Raw genomic sequence first — 18361 nt, 5'->3', positions numbered from 1 at the left:
TCATGTCGATGGCGCAACGCATACAGGATGCTTGGAACGAACAAGCTTCATGGTTAATTGTTTTGCGCCCATTGGCATGGTTGTATCGGTTTGGTTTCTGTCTAAATCAAAGCTTGTATGAAGTTGGTGTTAAGAAGGTTTACCACGCTCCTATACCTGTCATGGTGATTGGTAATATCACTGTGGGTGGAAGCGGCAAAACCCCATTGCTGATTGAGTTGGTCAAATATTTACAACAGCAAGGTGTACGTGTTGGGGTGATCAGTCGTGGTTATGGCGGACAGGGTCCTTTTCCTGCAAAAGTGGAACAGTTATCTGAACCTTCCATTGTTGGTGACGAACCTTGTTTGATTGTTCAGTCGACCGATGTCCCGATGGCAGTTGGGCCTAATCGTCAAGCATCTATAGAGTTATTGTTGCAAACTGTTGGTGATCTTGATTTGATTATTAGCGATGATGGTCTTCAGCATTGGGCTTTAGGTCGTCAGATTGAATGGATTGTATTGGATCAAAACCGTGGTTTAGGTAATGAAAAGCTATTACCTGAAGGGTATTTGCGAGAACCAAAATCAAGATTAAAAAGTAGTACAGTCATCGAGCATACTAAAGTGGCTCAGCCAAAAAATAATATGTACTTAGATGTTGGGCAACCTTATCTACTCAACAATCATCTAGAGTTAAGTTGGTTTGATGCGAACCAATATTTTAATGCTGTCGTTGGTATCGGCTTTCCGCAGCGCTTTTATCAGACACTAAGTAAGCTGGGTGTGAGTCAATATCAAGCACATGAATTTCCAGATCACTATGATTATGAAATCGCAGATTTAATTTTTGATTCGCAAGATGCAATTATTACGACTGAAAAAGATGCTGTAAAATTTAAGAGCCTGTTGCAACAGCATCCTGAATTTAATACACCAATTTGGGTTGTACCTGTTGAGGCCGTTTTATCATCTGATTGTTATGACTTGTTGAAACAGCAGTTGCAACAAGTTGGTATTCAATTTTCTTAGAGAATCACCATGAAACATATCGTTATACCTGCTCGTTTTGCGAGTTCTCGTTTGCCAGCAAAACCCCTTTTATTGATTCATGGTCGTCCGATGATTTTACGTGTGGTCGATCAAGCGCGGAAGGTTGAAGGTTTCGATGATTTATGTGTAGCGACTGATGACCCTCGAATTGCTGATGCTTGTCGTGCTGAAGGGGTAGATGTGGTTATGACCAGTGCGGATCATCCATCTGGGACGGATCGTTTGAGTGAGGTTGCTCGCATTAAAGGCTGGGCATCAAACGATATTATTGTCAATGTTCAAGGTGATGAGCCATTACTACCAGCGCAACTCGTTAAACAGGTAACGCAACTTCTCGTTGATAATCCGCAATGTTCAATGTCTACATTATGCGAGCAGATTAATCATTTAGATGAGTTTCAGCGCGATAGCATTGTTAAAGTTGTCATGTCTAATCGTAACGAAGCGCTTTATTTTAGTCGAGCAACGATTCCCTATGATCGTGATGGTGCGAAACAAGCTGAGGTTAAATTGCATGAGCAAGCTTTTCGCCATTTGGGTTTATATGCCTATCGTGTAAAATTATTGCAAGAATATGTCACGTGGGAACAAGGTAAACTGGAAAAACTAGAAAGTTTAGAGCAGCTTCGAGTTCTAGAAAATGGTCATCGTATTGCGATCGCAGTTGCAGAAGCCAACTTACCACCAGGTGTTGATACTCAAATCGATTTAGATCGACTTAATGCAATGCCTGTGAGTGCATTTGAATAATATGATCGTTAATATCCAACCAACAATGACATACTCTTGGCATGACCAAACTTGGGAATTGCTGACAACGCGGTTTCCCGAAATCGGGCATGGTTTACTATTTTATGGTAAACAAGGCTGTGCCAAAAAAGCGTTTGCTGAGCGATTTGTTGCTTGGATATTATGTGCGAATAAACAACCTCAAGCTGCTTGCGGTGAATGTGCAAGTTGCCAATGGTTAAAATCTGATACGCATCCTAATTATGTGCATATCACGACAGATGAAGACAATAAAAAACAAAATGCGAAAATTAAAATAGAAAAAATACGAGATTTACTTCCTTTTGTTCAGCAAACTGGTGAGGGTTGGCGAGTTATCGTGATTGAACCTGCAGAAGCTTTAAATATGGCCTCTGCAAATGCTTTACTGAAAACACTTGAAGAACCGGGTGAAAAAGTCATTTTGATTTTACTTGCCGATCATTACTTAAAATTACCTGCAACGATTCGCAGCCGTTTGCAGCATTTCGCCTTAGATCGACTAACTGTAGAAGATGCACGGTCATTTGTACAACAGCAGATTCCCGAGATCAGCAGTGAGCATATTTCATTATTGCTAAATCTAGCAAACGGGATGCCATTGACTGCGATTGAAATAGAGCAAAGCGGTTGGTTGCAAAAACGCACGTCGTTCTTAAGTGATTGGCTAAAATTAGTTGCTGAAAAAAGTATGCCGTTGCACTATGCCAACAAATGGTCTAAAGAGTTAAGTTTTACAGAATTCATGACCTTGTTTGAGTATTTGTTGGGTGATTTAGTTAGTCTTAAGTTGAATCAATCATTGAGAAATGATGATCTTGATTTCCAAGATTTAGCCGAACAGTATGATTTAGAACATTTATTCGCGATTTATACTGATGTGCAACAAAAGAAGTTGATGGTGGCACAGAATGTACAGACACAATTGGTTATGGATGAATTGTTTATTCAATTGATGAATGTTGAGTTGTGATTTTCGTAAGACGAATGGGGTAGCTGATTTTTTGTAGATAATTGAATGAGGATATAGGGTTAGACTGTAGTTTAAGATGGGTTGTAAAGTTTGTATTTAAATTGTTTTTTATTATAACTTCCGAACTAAAAATATATAAAATGTGAGGTACTTCACAATAATAGCAAAAAATAAGGAATATAGTGATGAAAATAAGATCTATAGCTGTTGCATTATCACTTGTAATTTTACCAGCCATTACGATGGCTGAGCCCAAGTTTGAGTCAAACATCAATGGCTCTTCTATTCTGATCGACGCATCTAATCATGGCTCACAAGCCTATGAGTGCGTGTATAGCTACTCATTTAATCATAGCCAACAAAATGCAAAATCGAATCAGTTCAGCGGTAAACTTTATATTGAAGCTGGGGCACGGCAGATCGCTGTTGTGACACGACATACCGATCAAGCTATCCGCAAACTAAATTTCGATTATAAGTGTACTGAAAAGTAAGTCCTTTTGAAACGAATTGAACCGTTCATAATGTAATCTGATTATGAGCGGTTTTTTAGTTTTTGTCATACGCATGATTTGAAAGCTTGGTCTGCTGTAATGTCTATGTTAGATCCCTAATCTAACGAAATACCAGCCGTTTTGAGTGTTTTCACAACATTTTGCTGAAACAGCATTTGTTGTTTCAAGGATTGTTTTCTATAATCAAATGATAAATCATGTATAGATACTAAGTAAGCGGTAATTCAAAGGACGTTTATAAAACAGATCAAAGCGAATTGATGGTTTTTTATAAGTTTATCAATGTTGAATGATATTGATAATTTTATGTATTTAACAGGGGAAGGTTATGCAACATCAAATGATGGGTGGAATTATACAGGTCAATATTCCTGATAAAGCCACTTTACAATCGAGCTATATGCCTTTTGTACAAGGCGGTGGATTATTTGTTCCCACTAAACAAGCAGTAAAAATGGGACAGGAAGTATTTATTTTGGCGACACTTCCAGAGCAATCTCAAAAGATTCCGCTCACAGGTAAAGTCATTTGGATTTCTCACAAACAGACTCATTTTAAGCCACAGGGTTTTGCGATCCAGTTGGCTGGCGAAAAAGGTGTGTATTATAAAAACGAGGCTGAGAAATTATTGGCCGGTTCTAAAGGTATGGATCGTCCAAGTTATACGATGTAAGCGTCATGAATAGGAAGAGATAGTGTTTGTTGATACGCATTGCCATTTAACCTTGTTAGATCTAAGTCCTTATGATGGGGATCTAGATCAAGCACTCGCACAAGCTCGACTTGCAGGTGTCTCAAAATTTATGGGAATCTCGGTTGATCTTGATGATCATATTAAATTGGCTGAAATTGCTTCCCGTCACGATGATGTGGGCTACACAGTTGGGGTACATCCTTGTGAAGATGGGCATGTGATGGCACGTGCGACAACAGACTGTTTGATAGAACTAGCCCAATCAGATAAGGTCTGGGCTTTGGGGGAAACAGGGTTAGATTATTATCATAGTACCGATTATGTTACTGAGCAAAAACAGTGTTTTGCTCGTCACATTCAAGCATCAAAAATTGTAAAGAAACCTGTGGTTGTACATACGCGCTCCGCTAAGCACGATACGATTGATATTATTCGGGCAGAACAATCGACACACGGTATATTGCATTGTTTTACTGAAGACTGGGAAACGGCAAAAGCAGTTTTAGATTGCGGTTACTATATTTCTTTTTCAGGTATTATTTCTTTTAAAAATGCCCAAGATCTGCGTGATGTTGCGAAACAAGTTCCATTAGATCGTGTATTGATTGAAACGGATAGTCCTTATTTGGCGCCTATGCCTTATCGAGGAAAAACCAATGAACCTAAATATGTTCCGTATGTAGCAAAAGCCTTGGCTGATGTATATGATAAAACAGTTGAAGAAATTGGTGTGATTACAACACAGAATTTTGAAAATCTTTTAAATTTTAAATAAACGGTTTTTGTTGTATTAGGAAAGAGAGTTATCACGTGAAAATGGATCGTCAAGCTCAGTTTCGGGCACGAGAAGTATTAATTTTTCAAATCGCTGAGCAACTCCTGTTAGAAAATGGTGAAGCCGGCATGACCCTTGATGCTTTGGCGGCCGAATTGGATCTTGCAAAAGGCACCTTATATAAACATTTTCAGAGTAAAGATGAATTATATATGCTGCTGATTATTCGTAATGAGCGAATGTTGTTAGCAATGATTCAAGATATAGAAAAAAGCTTTCCCGAGCATTTAGCTTTTTTTATGTTGCATCATTTACACCATCCTGAACGTACCGCACTATTTCATCAAATTGAAGAGCGTTTATCGACAACAGCACAAGGTATTCAGCAATTATTTAGTGAATTATATAAGATTCGCCGTCAACGATTACGTATTATCATTCGAATGACGGAAAGTTATTTGCTTGATATTAACAGTAGTATGACAACCCGTGATTATTTAGCATCTATATGGTCTTTGACCTATGGTGCAGCAGTTATCCTAAATTCAAGCTTTTATCAGCGCTATTTAGGTTCTAGAGATACATTACGAGTCGCTTATATTGAGCAAGCTTTAGCCATGCCTAAGCAGCTTGAACAAGTTTCATCTTCGTGACCAATAAAATGAAGTCTTCACTGAGATCGCAACAAGCATTTACCCTGATTGAGATCATGGTGGTGATTGTGATTATGACCATCATGACATCTTTGGTGGTCTTGAATATCGGTGGTGTTGACCAGCGTAGAGCAATGCAAGCCAGAGAAATGTTTATTCTTGATCTTAAGAAAATCAATAAAGAAGCCACAGATCAAGCAAAAGTTTTTGCGTTAAATACTCAGAATGCAACAGACGTTTCATCTTTTAGTTATAACCTGTTTGAATACGCTCATGATCAAAGTCATGAGCGTATTCAACAAGCGGATCGTATTTGGCAGGTTTATAAAGAGTTTAAACCTCGTCAGTTACCGAAAAATGTATCTTTTAGCATTCAAAGTTTAGATGCTGAAAATTATAAAAGAGCACAGAATGACGATCTATTAGGTGGCAGGGCGCCACAACTGATTTGGTTTGGCAATGGTGAGGTGAAGCCTGTTCGAATTCAATTTTATTATGAGCAACGACCGATTGGACATGAGCTGTCGCTGGATCATTTGGGTAAAGTAAATGAAGAAGAATAAGGCATTTACATTACTTGAAGTCATGGTCGCACTTGCGATTTTTGCAGTGGCTGCGATTGCATTGACTAAAATTGCAATGCAATACACTCAAGCAACCTCAAATGCGATTTTGCGGACCAAAGCTCAATTTGTTGCAATGAATGAAGTTGCGATGATGGAGATGAATAAAGAATGGTTAGATGGAACTCAATCAAAGCAAGTTTCTTCACAAGGTGAAACGTGGCAAATTGATAAAAAAGCTGAACCTACAATTAGCCCCAAAATACAACGTATTGAGTTACAGATAAGTTTGTTTAACGTTGATCAGGATAAAGTAGAAGCAGGTATTAGCAATATTGTATTTTTTAACTATCCTGAACAAGCGAAGACATGATGAAATATAAACAGCAAGCTTTTACTTTGGTGGAATTGCTGGTTGCGATTGCGATTTTTGCTGTGCTTTCGATGTTGGGGTGGAAAGTATTTGACTATTTATTAAAAGTGAAAGACCGTAATGCCGAACATGAGGTACATTTGTTCGCTTTGCAGGATGCTTATCAACAGGTTTTAAGAGACAGCTTACAAATTATTCCTTTAACGGCCAATGATGGACGACAGCTTCAGGCTGCCGTGGTGTTGGATGATCGAAGTTTTATGTTCAGTAAAGCTGGTGTATCTGATCCATTGAAACAAGGTTTATCACCGTACGAGCGTATTGAATATCGTTTTGATGAAGCACAAAAAAAAGTCTATCGTTTGAAATATGCAAATTTAAACATCCCCAATCGTGTGCAGCCGATCTCAAGTACTTTGTTGGAAAATGTTGATCAGTTTAAAGTACTGGTATTAAATCCTCAGGAATTGTCTGAGTGGCCAGAAAACACGGGTGATTCAAATAATGTGAATGAATTAAAAAAATTACCATTAGGTTTTAAAATACAACTCACGGTCGCAGGTACAGACTATGAGTGGATATATAGCTTGGTCAGCAACAATCAGGGTGGTCAGTAATTGCTATGAAGACATATGCGTCTCAACGTGGTATTGCATTGCTTACGATCTTGGTTATGGTTGCACTTGCGACGATTCTTGCAGCAACCATCGCAAAACGACAAAGTAATAGTGCTGAAAATACAGGCTATTTGATGCGTCAGAATCAATCTTTACTTTATGCCAAAAGTGCCGAAGCATTTTTCTCGGAGTTGTTGATTCAAGATAGCGATAACGGTAATAGTGTTGATCATTTACAGGAGAATTGGGCCAAACCAATGCCATCATTTCCAGTTGATGGTGGTTCTGTTCAAGGTCGTTTAGTGGATGAATCTGGAAAATTCAACTTAAATAATTTGGTAAAAGCAAATGGCAATGAAGTTGATGATTTGGCTCGTCGCTGGTTTGAAAAACTTTTACAGCGTGTTGGTTTACCCGCAGAGCTAAGCCAAGCTGTGATCGATTGGCAAGATACTGATGATGAAACAACAGGTGCGATGGGGGCTGAGAGTAATTATTATCAAGGATTAGATCCTTCTTATTTAGCTCCAAATACCAAATTTCATAGTGTTGAAGAATTAAAGTTGGTTAGGGGCTTCGAAGGGAAAAACTACGATTTGATTAAGCAATATATTACGGCATTGCCAGAACCAACAAAGATTAATATGAACACTGCGCCAGCATTATTGTTGGCAAGTATTGATCCAAGTGTCGATGTTAATGCTGTAGAGCAAGAATTAAAAACAAAACAAGCTGATTTATCTTATTTCAATAATGTTGAAGATTTGTGGAAGCTCAATGCTTTTTCTGGAATAGAGCAGCAAAATAAGGCAGATGCGGCGACGTGGTTAGACAGTAAATCTTCTTTTTTTACTGCACAAATAGAAGTTGTTTTAAGTGAGCGGAAGCGCCAATTTAGCAGCTCGATGCACCGACAAGATAAACAAGTCATTGTCTATTCAAGAAGTCTTGCCCCATTTAAGTGAGTAGATTGGATTATTGAATAGTCACAAGATTTAAATTCAATCCCAATGCTTGTTTTTTTGCTTTATAATAAAGTTTGTTTGCAAAAAAAGATCAGCTTGGTGCATGTTAATTCGTAAATTATTTAAGTTTGAAAACGCGCATATTGTACGGAATTGTACATCGGATCGCTGTAAGCGTTCGATTCATGGGCACAGCTATAAAGTTGAATTATTACTAAAAGCGTCAAAGTTAGATCATGGGCAAATGGTTTATGATTTTGGGCTGCTTAAAGGCGTAATTAAAGAATTATTTGATAGTTTTGATCATGCGATTTGTTATTGGCAAAAAGATGATGCTGCGTATATTGATGCATGCAAAACCTTTAGCGCACGTTGGGTGGCTTTGCCAGTTTCACCATCAGCAGAACAATTTTCTCGTATTTTCTTTTTTCTTGCGCAACAGGTATTAAATTCAACAGTTACCCAGAATGGCGAAGGGGATGTTGAGGTATATTCGGTGATTGTTCACGAAACTGATACGGGTTATGCACAAAGTTTTCAAGAAGATATTGATAATGAACAAATGGGCATATTGAGCCTAGATCAAATCGTTTTTTCAGAGCAAGTTCAAAGCGAGTGGAGTGATCCACAAATGTATGAGCGTTTGAAAAATGGAATGCGATTTCAAAACCCGAATGTAGAATTACAAGTTAATATTTAAGTACCTACTCACTCAAGGGAGTGAATTCATTTCAAGGAACATTGATGCAATTTACTGAACAGCAACAGGACAAGTTAAGTAAAGTTCAGCTGGATGAGTCATGGAAAATCTCATTATCCGAATTTCTGCTCGGTCAGAAGATGGATCATTTACGTGAGTTCTTGCAACAGCAAAGACTTGCAGAGAAGACGATTTACCCGCCAAGTAAACATATTTTTAATGCACTAAATACAACGCCTTTGAGTGCTGTTAAAGTTGTAATTTTAGGTCAAGATCCATATCACGGCCCAAATCAAGCCAATGGTTTAAGTTTTTCTGTGCAAAGAGGGGTTGCATTACCACCTTCTTTACGTAATATTTTCCATGAATTGCATAGTGATTTGGCTGTGCCTATTTCTCGGCATGGTGATTTGAGTAAGTGGGCTGCGCAGGGTGTACTGTTGTTGAATAGTGTACTGACCGTAGAGGCAGGCCAACCAACTTCTCATCAAAAGCAAGGCTGGGAAGATTTTACAGACGCTGTGATTGATGTACTAAATGAGCAGCGTGAACACGTGGTCTTTATTTTATGGGGTGCTTATGCACAGCGTAAAGGACAACGTATTGATCGTAATAAACATCTCGTATTAAGTGCAGCTCATCCGTCGCCATTGGCGGCAAACCGTGGTGGTTTTTTTGGCTGTAAAGTATTTTCTAAAAGCAATCATTATTTGAAACAACATGGCATTGAGCCTATAGACTGGCAATTGGACGCATAATGACTTCTCCTGATTTAAATAGCTATCATCCTGATTTGGTTATTGAGCAAGAAAAAAATGGTTGGCGAGTTATTCGTCTTAACCGACCAAAATCTTTACATGCATTAGACGAGTCTATTGTAACTGCACTTTTTCGAGTGTTTGAGCATTTTCATGATGATGAAAGTGTCAAAGCAATTTGGTTAGATTCAACCACACCAAAAGCATTTTGTGCAGGTGGAGACGTACGTAAGCTTCGTCAATTGGTTGTAAATAAAGAAGTTGACACTGCGAATAAATTCTTTGAGCAAGAATATGCCTTAGACCTATTGCTTCATAATTATGCTAAGCCGATTGTGGTTTGGGGTGAAGGCTATGTGATGGGTGGTGGGCTTGGTTTATTCATGGCGGCTCCGTTCCGTTTAGTGACACCTTATTCACGTTTGGCTATGCCTGAAATCAATATCGGCTTATATCCAGATGTAGGGGGAAGTCGATTTCTGGCCGATCGGGGACAAATTGGTTTGTTCACTGGCCTAACTGGATCGATTATGACGGCTGCTGGTGCATTTAGCATCGGTTGGGCGACACATATCTGTGAAGCACAACGTGATAATGTCTTGCAAAAAGTCTTAAATGTAGATTGGAATCATTATCCAGCAGGTGCTTTCCGTGCCATTGATGACACATTAAATAGTCTGCATCGTCCAGTTGCAGCAGGCCCTTTGCAAAATTCGATTGATGTTATTCACAGTGTTTGTCGTGGTCAAAACTTTGAATTTGATTATCAGGCAATTATTGGATTGAGTGAGGCGAGTAGTGATTGGTTACGCCAAGCAAGTGAGAACTTGCAAAAGGGGTCACCGAGTACAGCAGCGATCACGTGGTTACTTTGGCAATGGGGTAAACAGGGTCATGCTTGGGATGAGGTTTTTGCGCTAGAAGCTCAGATTTCCGATTGGAAAATCCGTCATCCTGACTTCGTAGAAGGCGTGCGTGCTCGCTTAGTGGACAAAGATCTCTCTCCAGAATGGAAAGCGACAGAGAAAATTACTTTAAAAGATATTTTATCTGATTGTCCGCCAGTGACAAATATTGATAGCTGGAATGCCTTGTTAAGACAATACGGTATTATTGTTTAAGGCGTATGATTGAAAATAATAGTAATGATGAACATTGGATGCAGTTTGCTTACGAGCAGGCTGCATTAGCCGCAGCTCAGGGGGAGATTCCTGTAGGGGCTGTTATTGTCAGCCAAGGTGAAATCATTGGGGTGGGCTATAATGCCCCGATCAAACTTTCGGATCCTACGGCGCATGCAGAGATTCAAGCGCTGCGTATGGCCTGTCAATCTATCAATAATTACCGACTTCCGGATGATGCCACGCTTTATGTCACGCTTGAGCCTTGCACAATGTGTGTGGGGGCTTTAATTCATGCGCGTGTTCAACGTGTAGTATTTGCTACAACTGAGCCTAAGGCAGGTTCACTGGTCAGCGCCCGTCAACTGCTTGAAAATGGTTATTACAACCATAAATTCACCTTTAAACAGGGTTGTTTACAAGCGCAATGTTCAACTCAACTCAGTGATTTTTTTAAACAAAGAAGACGCGAAAAGAAGAAAAACCGTTTATCAAAAAACGTCCTTAAATGATTCAAAATGTCTCCACGAATGTGGCAAACTAAGCCTCCGATGATTTTGGTTTAATTAAAAAGGCGAAACTATGCGTAATGCAATCACCATACAAAAAGAATTCAATGCACCGATCTCTGAGGTTTTTGAGTTATTGTCTAAACACGCAACATATAATAAAGCTTTTGCACCGTTACAAGTAGTGCGTGTAAAAGATTCTGCTGATCCTGAACGTCCAGATGGTATTGGTTCAATTCGCCGTATGGGCTTTGGTCCAATTAAGCCACTTCAAGAAGAGATCACGCTGTTAGAAGAAAATCAACGTATTGAATATAAGTTAATTAACAATCCATTGGTTAAGCACCATTTGGGACAAATTGTCTTTAAAGAAATTACGCCTTATATTACTTTAGTAACTTATAAGATTGAATTTACAGCAAAAGCACCTTTTGTAAGCAAATTAGTCCTTGCACAACTCAAAGCAGCGATTACACTAGGATTTTCAAAATTAGCGAAATCAGTTGCTGCATAAGAGATGGGAATGACAGTTCATATTATTACGATTGATGGTCCAAGTGGGTCTGGTAAGGGGACTTTGGCTGCTAAAATTGCTGCTCATTACCATTATAATTTATTAGATTCAGGCGCACTTTATCGTCTACTTGGGCTGTCATTGTTTCAACAAGGTTTGCTCGACCAATTAGATGTAAAATTAGAACAATGTATTGATTGTGCACTCAATTTGGATATTGAATTCAAAACAACGGATACAACTACATTGATCTTGTTGGATGGTGTCGATGTCACCAATACGATCAGGACTGAGCAGGTTGGAGAGTACGCATCAAAAGTTGCGGCTGTCCCTGAATTACGTAAAGCATTATTTGAGCGCCAACGTGCATTTATCCAAACGCCTGGCTTGGTTGCTGATGGCCGTGATATGGCGACATCGATCTTTCCAGAAGCGCAAGCTAAAATTTATTTAACGGCATCGGCTGAGTCTCGTGCTGAGCGCCGTGTAAAACAGTTGCAGGGCATGGGTCTTGATGCTAAAATAAGCGACATTTTATCTAACATACAGGCTAGGGATAAAAGAGATATGGAGCGTACAGTTGCTCCTCTCAGACCTGCTGAAGATGCGTATGTCATTGATAGTTCTACAATAGGTATCAATGAAGTGTTTCAGTTGATGGTTGACTATATCAATAGCCGTATAAAATAGATACACAATTTTTTATCAGTTGAAGCATTGCTTGATCAGATTTTTTGGACAATGTAACAACTTAACTAAACCGGCCTTGTCTGATCCAAGACCGCGGACTTTATCAGGTATATCATGACCGAATCTTTTGCAGCCCTCTTTGAAGAAAGTGAATTAAACCTCAACGTTGAAAAGGGTGCAGTCATCCAAGGTACTGTTGTTAGTATCGATTCTGACTGGGTTACTGTTGACACTGGCCTTAAATCTGAAGGCGTTGTTGATCGTGCTGAATTTTTAAATGAACAACGTGAACTTGAAGTTCAAGTTGGTGATACTGTTGACGTAGTGGTTGAAGCACTTGACAACGGTATGGGTCAAACAGTTTTATCACGTGAAAAAGCAAAACGTGCTGAAACTTGGACTAAGCTTGAGAAAATCTTTGAAGACGGCGAAATCGTTACTGGTGTTATCTCTGGTAAGGTTAAAGGCGGTTTCACTGTTGACATCGGTCCTGTTCGTGCATTCTTACCAGGTTCTTTAGTTGACACGCGTCCTATCCGTGATACAACTCACCTTGAAGGTAAAGAGTTAGAGTTTAAAGTAATCAAACTTGATGCTAAACGTAACAACGTTGTTGTATCTCGTCGTGCAGTTATGGAAGCTGAATCTTCAGCTGACCGTGAAGCATTACTTGCTCAACTTGAAGAAGGCCAAACAGTTACAGGTACTATTAAGAACCTTACTGATTACGGTGCATTCGTTGATCTTGGTGGTATTGATGGTCTTCTTCATATCACAGATATGGCTTGGAAACGTATCAAACACCCTTCAGAAGTTGTTGAAGTTGGTCAAGAAGTTACAGTTAAAGTACTTAAGTTTGACCGTGAGCGTAACCGCGTATCTTTAGGTCTTAAGCAATTAGGCGAAGATCCATGGTTAGCGATCATGAACCGTTATCCTAAAGGTTCTATCGTTAAAGCTCGTGTGACTAACTTAACTGATTACGGTTGTTTTGCTGAAATCGCTGAAGGCGTTGAAGGCTTAGTACACGTTTCAGAAATGGACCACACTAACAAAAACATCCACCCATCTAAAGTTGTTCAGATCGGTGATGAAGTTGATGTTATGGTTCTTGAAGTTGATGAAGAACGTCGTCGTATTTCATTGGGTATCAAACAAACTCGTGCTAACCCATGGGAAGAGTTTGCTAAAGCGAATGAAAAAGGCGAAAAAGTTTCTGGTACGATCAAGTCAATTACTGATTTCGGTATCTTCATCGGTTTATCTGGTGGAATTGATGGTTTAGTACACTTGTCTGATATTTCTTGGAACGAACAAGGCGAAGAAGCTATTCGTCGTTACAAGAAAGGTGACACAGTTGAAGCAGTTATCTTATCTGTAGATGCTGAAGGTAACCGTATCAGCCTTGGTATCAAGCAATTAAACAGTGATCCATTCAATGACTTCTTGGCTGCGAATGAACGCGGTGCTTTAGTTAAAGGTACTGTGACTGCAGTTGATGCTAAAGGTGCAACTGTTAAACTTGCTGATGACATCGAAGCAACGCTTAAAGCATCTGAAATCAACCGCGACCGCGTTGAAGATGCGACTAAATTCTTAGAAGTTGGTCAAGAAGTTGAAGCGAAGATCATCAACGTTGATCGTAAATCTCGCTCTATCAACTTGTCTATCAAAGCGAAAGACGAAGCTGAAGAGAAAGAAGCTGTGAACAATGTTCGTCAAGCTGCTGCAACTCAAACTGCAGAAAGCAATGGTCCTAAAACCATTGGTGACTTAATTAAAGCACAAATGAAGTAATTTGTTAAAAGGTACGTTTCTTGTAACAGATACGCACCTTTTTATACAAAAATACTGTAAACGGTAGCGTAGTATTGATGTACTGCGCTACCGTTTTGTATTTAAACAGGTTATTATTAAAATACTGAGAAGTAGCAATAATTAAAGAGGTCATCAATGACTACTGAAGCACTTAATAAATCTGATTTAATTGAACGGATTGCACTTAAAAACCCACACTTGGCTGAACCTTTAGTGGAAGATGCTGTTAAAATTATGATCGATCAAATGATTGAAGCACTTTCAACAGGTGATCGTATTGAAATTCGTGGTTTTGGTAGCTTTGCTTTACACCACCGAGAGCCACGTTTAGGACGTAATCCTAAAACGGGTAAATCTGTCGATGTTGCCGCAAAAGCTGTTCCTCATTTTAAACCAGGTAAAGCACTTCGTGATGCAGTAAACGAAACCGCTAATTAAGAGTTGAGGTGTATATGCGTTATGTATTAATTGCATTACTCGTTGTTATTTTTGGTTATTCACTTGCTTTAGTGCTGCAAAACCCTACAGAACTACCAGTAGATCTATTGTTTACTCAAGTTCCTGCAATGCGTTTAGGTCTATTGCTTTTATTGACTTTAGCATTGGGTGTTGTAGTCGGATTGTTGCTTGGTGTACAAGTTTTTCGCGTTTTCCAAACAAGTTGGGAAATCAAGCGATTACGTAAAGATATCGATCATCTTCGGAAAGAGCAAATTCAACTTGCTCAGCAAGCTGCCGCAGAAGTTGCAGCTAGTGTGAGACATGAGAAAACGGTGATGGATATTAATTCGGAAAGCCAACCTCGTAATCCGCTCTAATTAAGATATTTCAAGCGCTATAATATCCGTAGGATTTTATAGTTCAAAAAATAGCTCTTTATTTGATTAAAGAGCTATTTTTTTCTTTAAGGAAAGCCAAAATATCTTAAGGTTGCGGTCACCATCATTGCCATTAAAATAACAATAATAAGAGAGTATTTTTTCCAAGCAAAAATAATAGCAACTGAAACGCCGATAATTTTACTTATGCCACTAAAATGGTTCTCTGTGAAAAGTGTATTAAATACGGCTAGTGTAAATAGCAGTACGCAAGCTGAATCGGATAAGAGTTGTCTATGCTGTTCATTTATCGTCATACGGTTGGCTAAATAAAAGCCAGAATAGCGAATCAGGTAAGTCCCTAAAGCTAAAATAACGATTCCAACAAAGATATAGCTTTGACCATGGCTCATTTTGACTTACTCCCCAAAAGTAAACCCAACATTGACACTAAAACGGGTAAGCCCGTTGGGAGTAAAGGGATTGAAGCTAAAGATAGGGTAGTGCCGATAAAAACTCTGTTTCGAGTTGTTTTGTTTCTTAATAGTGGCAAAATTAGTGCGAAAAGAATTGCTGGAAATGCAGCATCAATGCCAAATACATAAATATCTGGAATGGTCTTACTCAATAGATAACCGATCAAAACACCGATTGGCCAAAGAACACTAATTCCTAAGCCACACATCCAGTAGGCCCACTTTTTAAATTGTGGTGATTGTTGACTTAAGCCAAACATCACACTTTCATCGTTCATGATATGACAAGCAATAAATCTGTAAGCATTGGTCTCGATAAATGTTGCGACTGATAGCCCAAATGGAAAGTGACGCATATTGATTAATATACCTGTCAGCGCAGCAAAAATTGGGTTTGTGCCAGTAGCAACCATTCCAATAAAAGTGAATTCTGCTGCACCTGCAAGTACGGTAACTGATAATAATAATGGTATCCAAATTGGAAGGTTAAAGCTGGCTGCCACTGAACCGAGTGAAATGCCAACAATACCCGTTGCAATTGATATGAGTATTATTGCTTTAATCAGGTTATATCGATCTTTATCTTGCATTATTGGTTTCTATGTAGAACGAGCGTACGATATAATAGAATAATATTTACCTGTTCGTCAAAGCGAACGTTCGTTCTTTATGGTGTTTTATGGCGTTGCCAATAGAAATTGTTGCAAAAGGTTTGCAGAGAGAAAGACAAAAAGCTGGAGTATCTTTGGCGGAACTTGCTCGTCGCGCAGGTATTGCTAAATCGACATTGTCTCAATTAGAAGCGGCTCAAGGAAATCCTAGTTTAGAAACTTTATGGGCTTTATGTGTTGCCTTGGATATTCCTTTCGCTAAGTTGATGGAAACAAATATTGCTCAGACACAAGTCATTCGTTTTGGTGAAGGGCCGTCTGTTTCATCAGAGATTGCACATTATCAAGCGATTTTATTGGCAATATGTCCAACAGGAGCTCGAAGAGATGTGTATATTTTGACAACGCAACCGGGCGAACCACGTTGTAGTCAACCGCATCCGATAGGTAGTATTGAACATATTATTATCATGAAAGGAAGAGCAAAGGTCGGATTAACTTCCGATGCTGTATTGTTAAATGAGGGAGATTATATTTGTTATCCTGCTGACCAAGAACATATTTTTGAAGCGCTAGAACAAGACACCAGAGCAATATTAATTTCTGAGCAAAGATAGCTTAATAGAGTCGTGGTGAGAAAGCTTTTTTCATTCTGGATGCTTTCTTGCTTTGTTCATTTTATTAATCATCTTATAATGAACCGATTTTTATGTGATGGAATTAGATTTGTGAGTATTATTGTTGCCTTAGACGCAAAAAGCCAATTTGACGCCCTAACTATTGTAGATCAGCTTGATCCGTCACTTTGTCGTGTAAAAGTGGGCAAGGAGCTTTTTACTCGTGAAGGTCCATCTATTGTTAAAAACCTACAAGATAAAGGTTTTGACGTTTTCCTTGATCTAAAATTTCATGATATTCCAAATACAACAGCGCAAGCCGTTTGTGCGGCTGCTGATTTAGGCGTGTGGATGGTTAATGTTCATGCATCCGGCGGTCGCAAGATGATGGAAACTTGTGTTGAGCGATTGCAGGCGGGCAACTATCAAACGCAATTGATTGCAGTGACTGTTTTAACCTCTATGGGGCGTGAAGATTTACGTGATATTGGTTTAGATATAGAACCCGTTGAGCAGGTACAGCGCTTAGCAAAACTCACACAAGAGAGTGGTTTGGATGGTGTGGTATGTTCTGCCCAAGAAGCCAAAATTTTACGTGAAATGCTCGGTCAAGATTTTGCACTTGTAACGCCGGGTATACGTCCTGAAGGTTCAAATGCTGATGACCAAAAACGTATCGTGACACCAAAACAAGCGATGCAAGATGGTTCTACACACTTAGTGATTGGTCGCCCCATTACCAAAGCAGACAATCCAACCGAAATGTTAAAGTCGATTTTAGCTTCGATTTAAATCTACTCATGGATAGGTGAACTATGTTCGCCTATGGTGTGATCGACGAATTAGCAAACTGAATAGCCATTATAATTTCAGATTTAAAAACAAGCTGATTAACAGTGGTGCAAGTAAAGAAAGAATTAATCCGCTCATCATCGCATGTGGTATGTAATGCGTACCACATGATTGTTTGACCATGGCGAGTGTGACATCCATCGAGGTTGCGCCAGCACTTGAAATTGCCGATCGTGGAAAACGCCAACCGAGACAATACATCAATAGAATCGCGAAAATTTCTCTAAACAGATCAGTTAATAACGCAATCCCACCAAGTTTGGCTGAGTGTAGTTCTGTGAATAAAATCCCAGACATTGAATACCAACCATAGCCTTGAGCCAAAGCCATCACCTCATTCAAGCTAAAGTGATTGGATAGAATAAAATAGTTGAAAATAGAGGCTATACACGAGCCAATGATGGCAGCAATAGGAACAAGTAAAATTTTCCAACTTAACCAACTACGGTCAAACTGTGTAAATGCGAGTTCAACACCGATCAAGCAGATAAAGACCAGTAATAAATACCAACTGTTAAATGTGATCTGTAGATTAGACATATTTACAAACGCACCCAACAAAATTCCGACACCCAATGCTAAAAATGCTTTAGCAATATTTTTCAATGCATTGATAAATAGATGTGATGATATTCTTCCTTGTACGCTTTGACGATCAATGACTTTATAAGTCATCAAGCAAATGAAGAATGAACCCATCGATGTGCTAAATGCGATTAATAGTGCAGGAGGTAAAATTGCAACGGGATTTTGAATATGATTCAACGCTTGGGCGAGTTCGAATGCAACACTGATTAATAAAATATAGGAAAAATAAGGAAGTACTTTAAAGACAAAACGTTTATTTTTTTGTGATAAATAGGGTGCTAAAAAATAGCCTAGACTTATTGCAATAAAGATTTGGAAAATAAGAACAGCAGATTGCATAAAAAAAAGCAGGTCACGAA

Annotated in this window: 24 protein-coding genes and 1 pseudogene; 22 read left to right on the top strand and 3 right to left on the bottom strand. The window is 39.0% G+C overall.

Going from position 1 to position 18361, the window contains the following annotated elements; translation table 11 throughout:
* Positions 1–2: 2 nt before the first annotated feature.
* From lpxK to EXE30_RS05900, 20 genes and pseudogenes are all read left to right on the top strand, one after another.
* Positions 3–1013, top strand: coding sequence for a tetraacyldisaccharide 4'-kinase (gene lpxK / locus EXE30_RS05995; RefSeq protein ID WP_130161618.1), 1011 nt, complete (start codon positions 3–5; stop codon positions 1011–1013).
* A gap of 9 nt (positions 1014–1022) precedes the next feature.
* Positions 1023–1784 carry a 3-deoxy-manno-octulosonate cytidylyltransferase gene (gene kdsB / locus EXE30_RS05990; RefSeq protein ID WP_130161617.1) on the top strand — a complete coding sequence of 254 codons (762 nt, stop codon included), beginning with the start codon at positions 1023–1025 and terminating at the stop codon, positions 1782–1784.
* Position 1785: 1 nt separating this feature from the next.
* A complete protein-coding gene (locus tag EXE30_RS05985) occupies positions 1786–2775 on the top strand; it encodes a DNA polymerase III subunit delta' (protein ID WP_130161616.1) in 990 nt (329 codons plus the stop codon).
* A gap of 185 nt (positions 2776–2960) precedes the next feature.
* Entirely contained in the window at positions 2961–3269 is a 309-nt protein-coding gene (locus tag EXE30_RS05980) for a hypothetical protein (RefSeq protein ID WP_130161615.1), read from the top strand.
* Positions 3270–3618: 349 nt separating this feature from the next.
* The gene (locus EXE30_RS05975) at positions 3619–3963 is read left to right on the top strand and encodes a PilZ domain-containing protein (RefSeq protein WP_121930269.1); all 345 of its coding nucleotides are present in this window, start codon (positions 3619–3621) and stop codon (positions 3961–3963) included.
* A gap of 22 nt (positions 3964–3985) precedes the next feature.
* Positions 3986–4759: a TatD family hydrolase gene (locus tag EXE30_RS05970; RefSeq protein ID WP_130161614.1), complete on the top strand. Its 774-nt coding sequence runs from the start codon at positions 3986–3988 to the stop codon at positions 4757–4759.
* Between the two features lie 41 nt (positions 4760–4800).
* The gene (locus tag EXE30_RS05965; protein WP_165382378.1) at positions 4801–5412 is read left to right on the top strand and encodes a TetR/AcrR family transcriptional regulator; all 612 of its coding nucleotides are present in this window, start codon (positions 4801–4803) and stop codon (positions 5410–5412) included.
* An 8-nt stretch (positions 5413–5420) separates the two neighbouring features.
* Positions 5421–5975 carry a pilus assembly FimT family protein gene (locus EXE30_RS05960; protein ID WP_130161613.1) on the top strand — a complete coding sequence of 185 codons (555 nt, stop codon included), beginning with the start codon at positions 5421–5423 and terminating at the stop codon, positions 5973–5975.
* Positions 5962–6348 carry a type II secretion system minor pseudopilin GspI gene (gene gspI, locus EXE30_RS05955; protein WP_004671386.1) on the top strand — a complete coding sequence of 129 codons (387 nt, stop codon included), beginning with the start codon at positions 5962–5964 and terminating at the stop codon, positions 6346–6348. The genes EXE30_RS05960 and gspI overlap by 14 nt, the downstream gene beginning before the upstream one ends.
* Complete coding sequence (locus tag EXE30_RS05950; protein ID WP_171457331.1) at positions 6348–6965, top strand: type II secretion system protein GspJ; 618 nt, start codon at positions 6348–6350, stop codon at positions 6963–6965. The genes gspI and EXE30_RS05950 overlap by 1 nt, the downstream gene beginning before the upstream one ends.
* A 5-nt stretch (positions 6966–6970) precedes the next feature.
* Positions 6971–7930 (top strand): type II secretion system minor pseudopilin GspK, encoded by a 960-nt coding sequence (gene gspK, locus EXE30_RS05945; RefSeq protein ID WP_130161611.1) that lies wholly within the window; start codon positions 6971–6973, stop codon positions 7928–7930.
* A gap of 103 nt (positions 7931–8033) precedes the next feature.
* A complete protein-coding gene (locus EXE30_RS05940) occupies positions 8034–8630 on the top strand; it encodes a 6-pyruvoyl trahydropterin synthase family protein (RefSeq protein WP_121930326.1) in 597 nt (198 codons plus the stop codon).
* A 44-nt stretch (positions 8631–8674) separates the two neighbouring features.
* Entirely contained in the window at positions 8675–9388 is a 714-nt protein-coding gene (gene ung / locus EXE30_RS05935) for a uracil-DNA glycosylase (RefSeq protein WP_130161610.1), read from the top strand.
* Positions 9385–10509 carry an enoyl-CoA hydratase/isomerase family protein gene (locus tag EXE30_RS05930; protein ID WP_171407459.1) on the top strand — a complete coding sequence of 375 codons (1125 nt, stop codon included), beginning with the start codon at positions 9385–9387 and terminating at the stop codon, positions 10507–10509. The genes ung and EXE30_RS05930 overlap by 4 nt, the downstream gene beginning before the upstream one ends.
* A gap of 5 nt (positions 10510–10514) precedes the next feature.
* Positions 10515–11064 (top strand): annotated as a pseudogene (tadA, locus tag EXE30_RS05925) (tRNA adenosine(34) deaminase TadA).
* Between the two features lie 27 nt (positions 11065–11091).
* The gene (locus tag EXE30_RS05920) at positions 11092–11532 is read left to right on the top strand and encodes an SRPBCC family protein (RefSeq protein ID WP_130161608.1); all 441 of its coding nucleotides are present in this window, start codon (positions 11092–11094) and stop codon (positions 11530–11532) included.
* 9 nt (positions 11533–11541) lie between these two features.
* Positions 11542–12222 (top strand): (d)CMP kinase, encoded by a 681-nt coding sequence (gene cmk / locus EXE30_RS05915; RefSeq protein ID WP_130161607.1) that lies wholly within the window; start codon positions 11542–11544, stop codon positions 12220–12222.
* A 114-nt stretch (positions 12223–12336) separates the two neighbouring features.
* A complete protein-coding gene (rpsA, locus tag EXE30_RS05910; protein ID WP_130161606.1) occupies positions 12337–14019 on the top strand; it encodes a 30S ribosomal protein S1 in 1683 nt (560 codons plus the stop codon).
* A 156-nt stretch (positions 14020–14175) separates the two neighbouring features.
* Positions 14176–14478, top strand: a complete 303-nt coding sequence (locus EXE30_RS05905) for an integration host factor subunit beta (protein ID WP_130161605.1) — start codon at positions 14176–14178, stop codon at positions 14476–14478.
* Positions 14479–14492: 14 nt separating this feature from the next.
* Positions 14493–14858, top strand: a complete 366-nt coding sequence (locus EXE30_RS05900; protein ID WP_121930259.1) for a lipopolysaccharide assembly protein LapA domain-containing protein — start codon at positions 14493–14495, stop codon at positions 14856–14858.
* A gap of 86 nt (positions 14859–14944) precedes the next feature.
* Here the strand turns inward: EXE30_RS05900 and EXE30_RS05895 are convergent, their stop codons facing one another.
* The gene (locus EXE30_RS05895) at positions 14945–15271 is read right to left on the bottom strand and encodes an AzlD domain-containing protein (protein ID WP_130161604.1); all 327 of its coding nucleotides are present in this window, start codon (positions 15269–15271) and stop codon (positions 14945–14947) included.
* Positions 15268–15924, bottom strand: coding sequence for an AzlC family ABC transporter permease (locus EXE30_RS05890; protein ID WP_130161603.1), 657 nt, complete (start codon positions 15922–15924; stop codon positions 15268–15270). The genes EXE30_RS05895 and EXE30_RS05890 overlap by 4 nt, the downstream gene beginning before the upstream one ends.
* Positions 15925–16013: 89 nt before the next feature.
* Between EXE30_RS05890 and EXE30_RS05885 the strand changes: the two genes are divergently transcribed.
* Entirely contained in the window at positions 16014–16562 is a 549-nt protein-coding gene (locus tag EXE30_RS05885) for a helix-turn-helix domain-containing protein (protein ID WP_130161602.1), read from the top strand.
* A gap of 78 nt (positions 16563–16640) precedes the next feature.
* Positions 16641–17354 (top strand): orotidine-5'-phosphate decarboxylase, encoded by a 714-nt coding sequence (gene pyrF / locus EXE30_RS05880; protein WP_165382370.1) that lies wholly within the window; start codon positions 16641–16643, stop codon positions 17352–17354.
* Between the two features lie 69 nt (positions 17355–17423).
* Here the strand turns inward: pyrF and EXE30_RS05875 are convergent, their stop codons facing one another.
* A complete protein-coding gene (locus tag EXE30_RS05875) occupies positions 17424–18341 on the bottom strand; it encodes a lysine exporter LysO family protein (protein ID WP_130161601.1) in 918 nt (305 codons plus the stop codon).
* Positions 18342–18361 lie beyond the last annotated feature (20 nt).

Source organism: Acinetobacter halotolerans, from assembly GCF_004208515.1.
GTDB lineage: Bacteria > Pseudomonadota > Gammaproteobacteria > Pseudomonadales > Moraxellaceae > Acinetobacter > Acinetobacter halotolerans.
This window is presented reverse-complemented; position numbering and strand designations above follow the sequence as displayed.

Bases quoted from the DNA above. Each gene is read 5' to 3' on its own strand.
- EXE30_RS05900 (WP_121930259.1), top strand. From the start codon at position 14,493: ATGCGTTATGTATTAATTGCATTACTCGTTGTTATTTTTGGTTATTCA.
- EXE30_RS05980 (WP_130161615.1), top strand. From the start codon at position 2,961: ATGAAAATAAGATCTATAGCTGTTGCATTATCACTTGTAATTTTACCA.
- rpsA (WP_130161606.1), top strand. From the start codon at position 12,337: ATGACCGAATCTTTTGCAGCCCTCTTTGAAGAAAGTGAATTAAACCTC.
- EXE30_RS05920 (WP_130161608.1), top strand. From the start codon at position 11,092: ATGCGTAATGCAATCACCATACAAAAAGAATTCAATGCACCGATCTCT.
- EXE30_RS05975 (WP_121930269.1), top strand. From the start codon at position 3,619: ATGCAACATCAAATGATGGGTGGAATTATACAGGTCAATATTCCTGAT.
- pyrF (WP_165382370.1), top strand. From the start codon at position 16,641: ATGAACCGATTTTTATGTGATGGAATTAGATTTGTGAGTATTATTGTT.
- EXE30_RS05890 (WP_130161603.1), bottom strand. From the start codon at position 15,924: ATGCAAGATAAAGATCGATATAACCTGATTAAAGCAATAATACTCATA.
- EXE30_RS05965 (WP_165382378.1), top strand. From the start codon at position 4,801: ATGGATCGTCAAGCTCAGTTTCGGGCACGAGAAGTATTAATTTTTCAA.
- kdsB (WP_130161617.1), top strand. From the start codon at position 1,023: ATGAAACATATCGTTATACCTGCTCGTTTTGCGAGTTCTCGTTTGCCA.
- EXE30_RS05885 (WP_130161602.1), top strand. From the start codon at position 16,014: ATGGCGTTGCCAATAGAAATTGTTGCAAAAGGTTTGCAGAGAGAAAGA.
- EXE30_RS05895 (WP_130161604.1), bottom strand. From the start codon at position 15,271: ATGAGCCATGGTCAAAGCTATATCTTTGTTGGAATCGTTATTTTAGCT.
- EXE30_RS05875 (WP_130161601.1), bottom strand. From the start codon at position 18,341: ATGCAATCTGCTGTTCTTATTTTCCAAATCTTTATTGCAATAAGTCTA.
- EXE30_RS05985 (WP_130161616.1), top strand. From the start codon at position 1,786: ATGATCGTTAATATCCAACCAACAATGACATACTCTTGGCATGACCAA.
- gspI (WP_004671386.1), top strand. From the start codon at position 5,962: ATGAAGAAGAATAAGGCATTTACATTACTTGAAGTCATGGTCGCACTT.
- lpxK (WP_130161618.1), top strand. From the start codon at position 3: ATGTCGATGGCGCAACGCATACAGGATGCTTGGAACGAACAAGCTTCA.
- EXE30_RS05905 (WP_130161605.1), top strand. From the start codon at position 14,176: ATGACTACTGAAGCACTTAATAAATCTGATTTAATTGAACGGATTGCA.
- EXE30_RS05940 (WP_121930326.1), top strand. From the start codon at position 8,034: ATGTTAATTCGTAAATTATTTAAGTTTGAAAACGCGCATATTGTACGG.
- gspK (WP_130161611.1), top strand. From the start codon at position 6,971: ATGAAGACATATGCGTCTCAACGTGGTATTGCATTGCTTACGATCTTG.
- EXE30_RS05950 (WP_171457331.1), top strand. From the start codon at position 6,348: ATGAAATATAAACAGCAAGCTTTTACTTTGGTGGAATTGCTGGTTGCG.
- EXE30_RS05960 (WP_130161613.1), top strand. From the start codon at position 5,421: ATGAAGTCTTCACTGAGATCGCAACAAGCATTTACCCTGATTGAGATC.
- ung (WP_130161610.1), top strand. From the start codon at position 8,675: ATGCAATTTACTGAACAGCAACAGGACAAGTTAAGTAAAGTTCAGCTG.
- cmk (WP_130161607.1), top strand. From the start codon at position 11,542: ATGACAGTTCATATTATTACGATTGATGGTCCAAGTGGGTCTGGTAAG.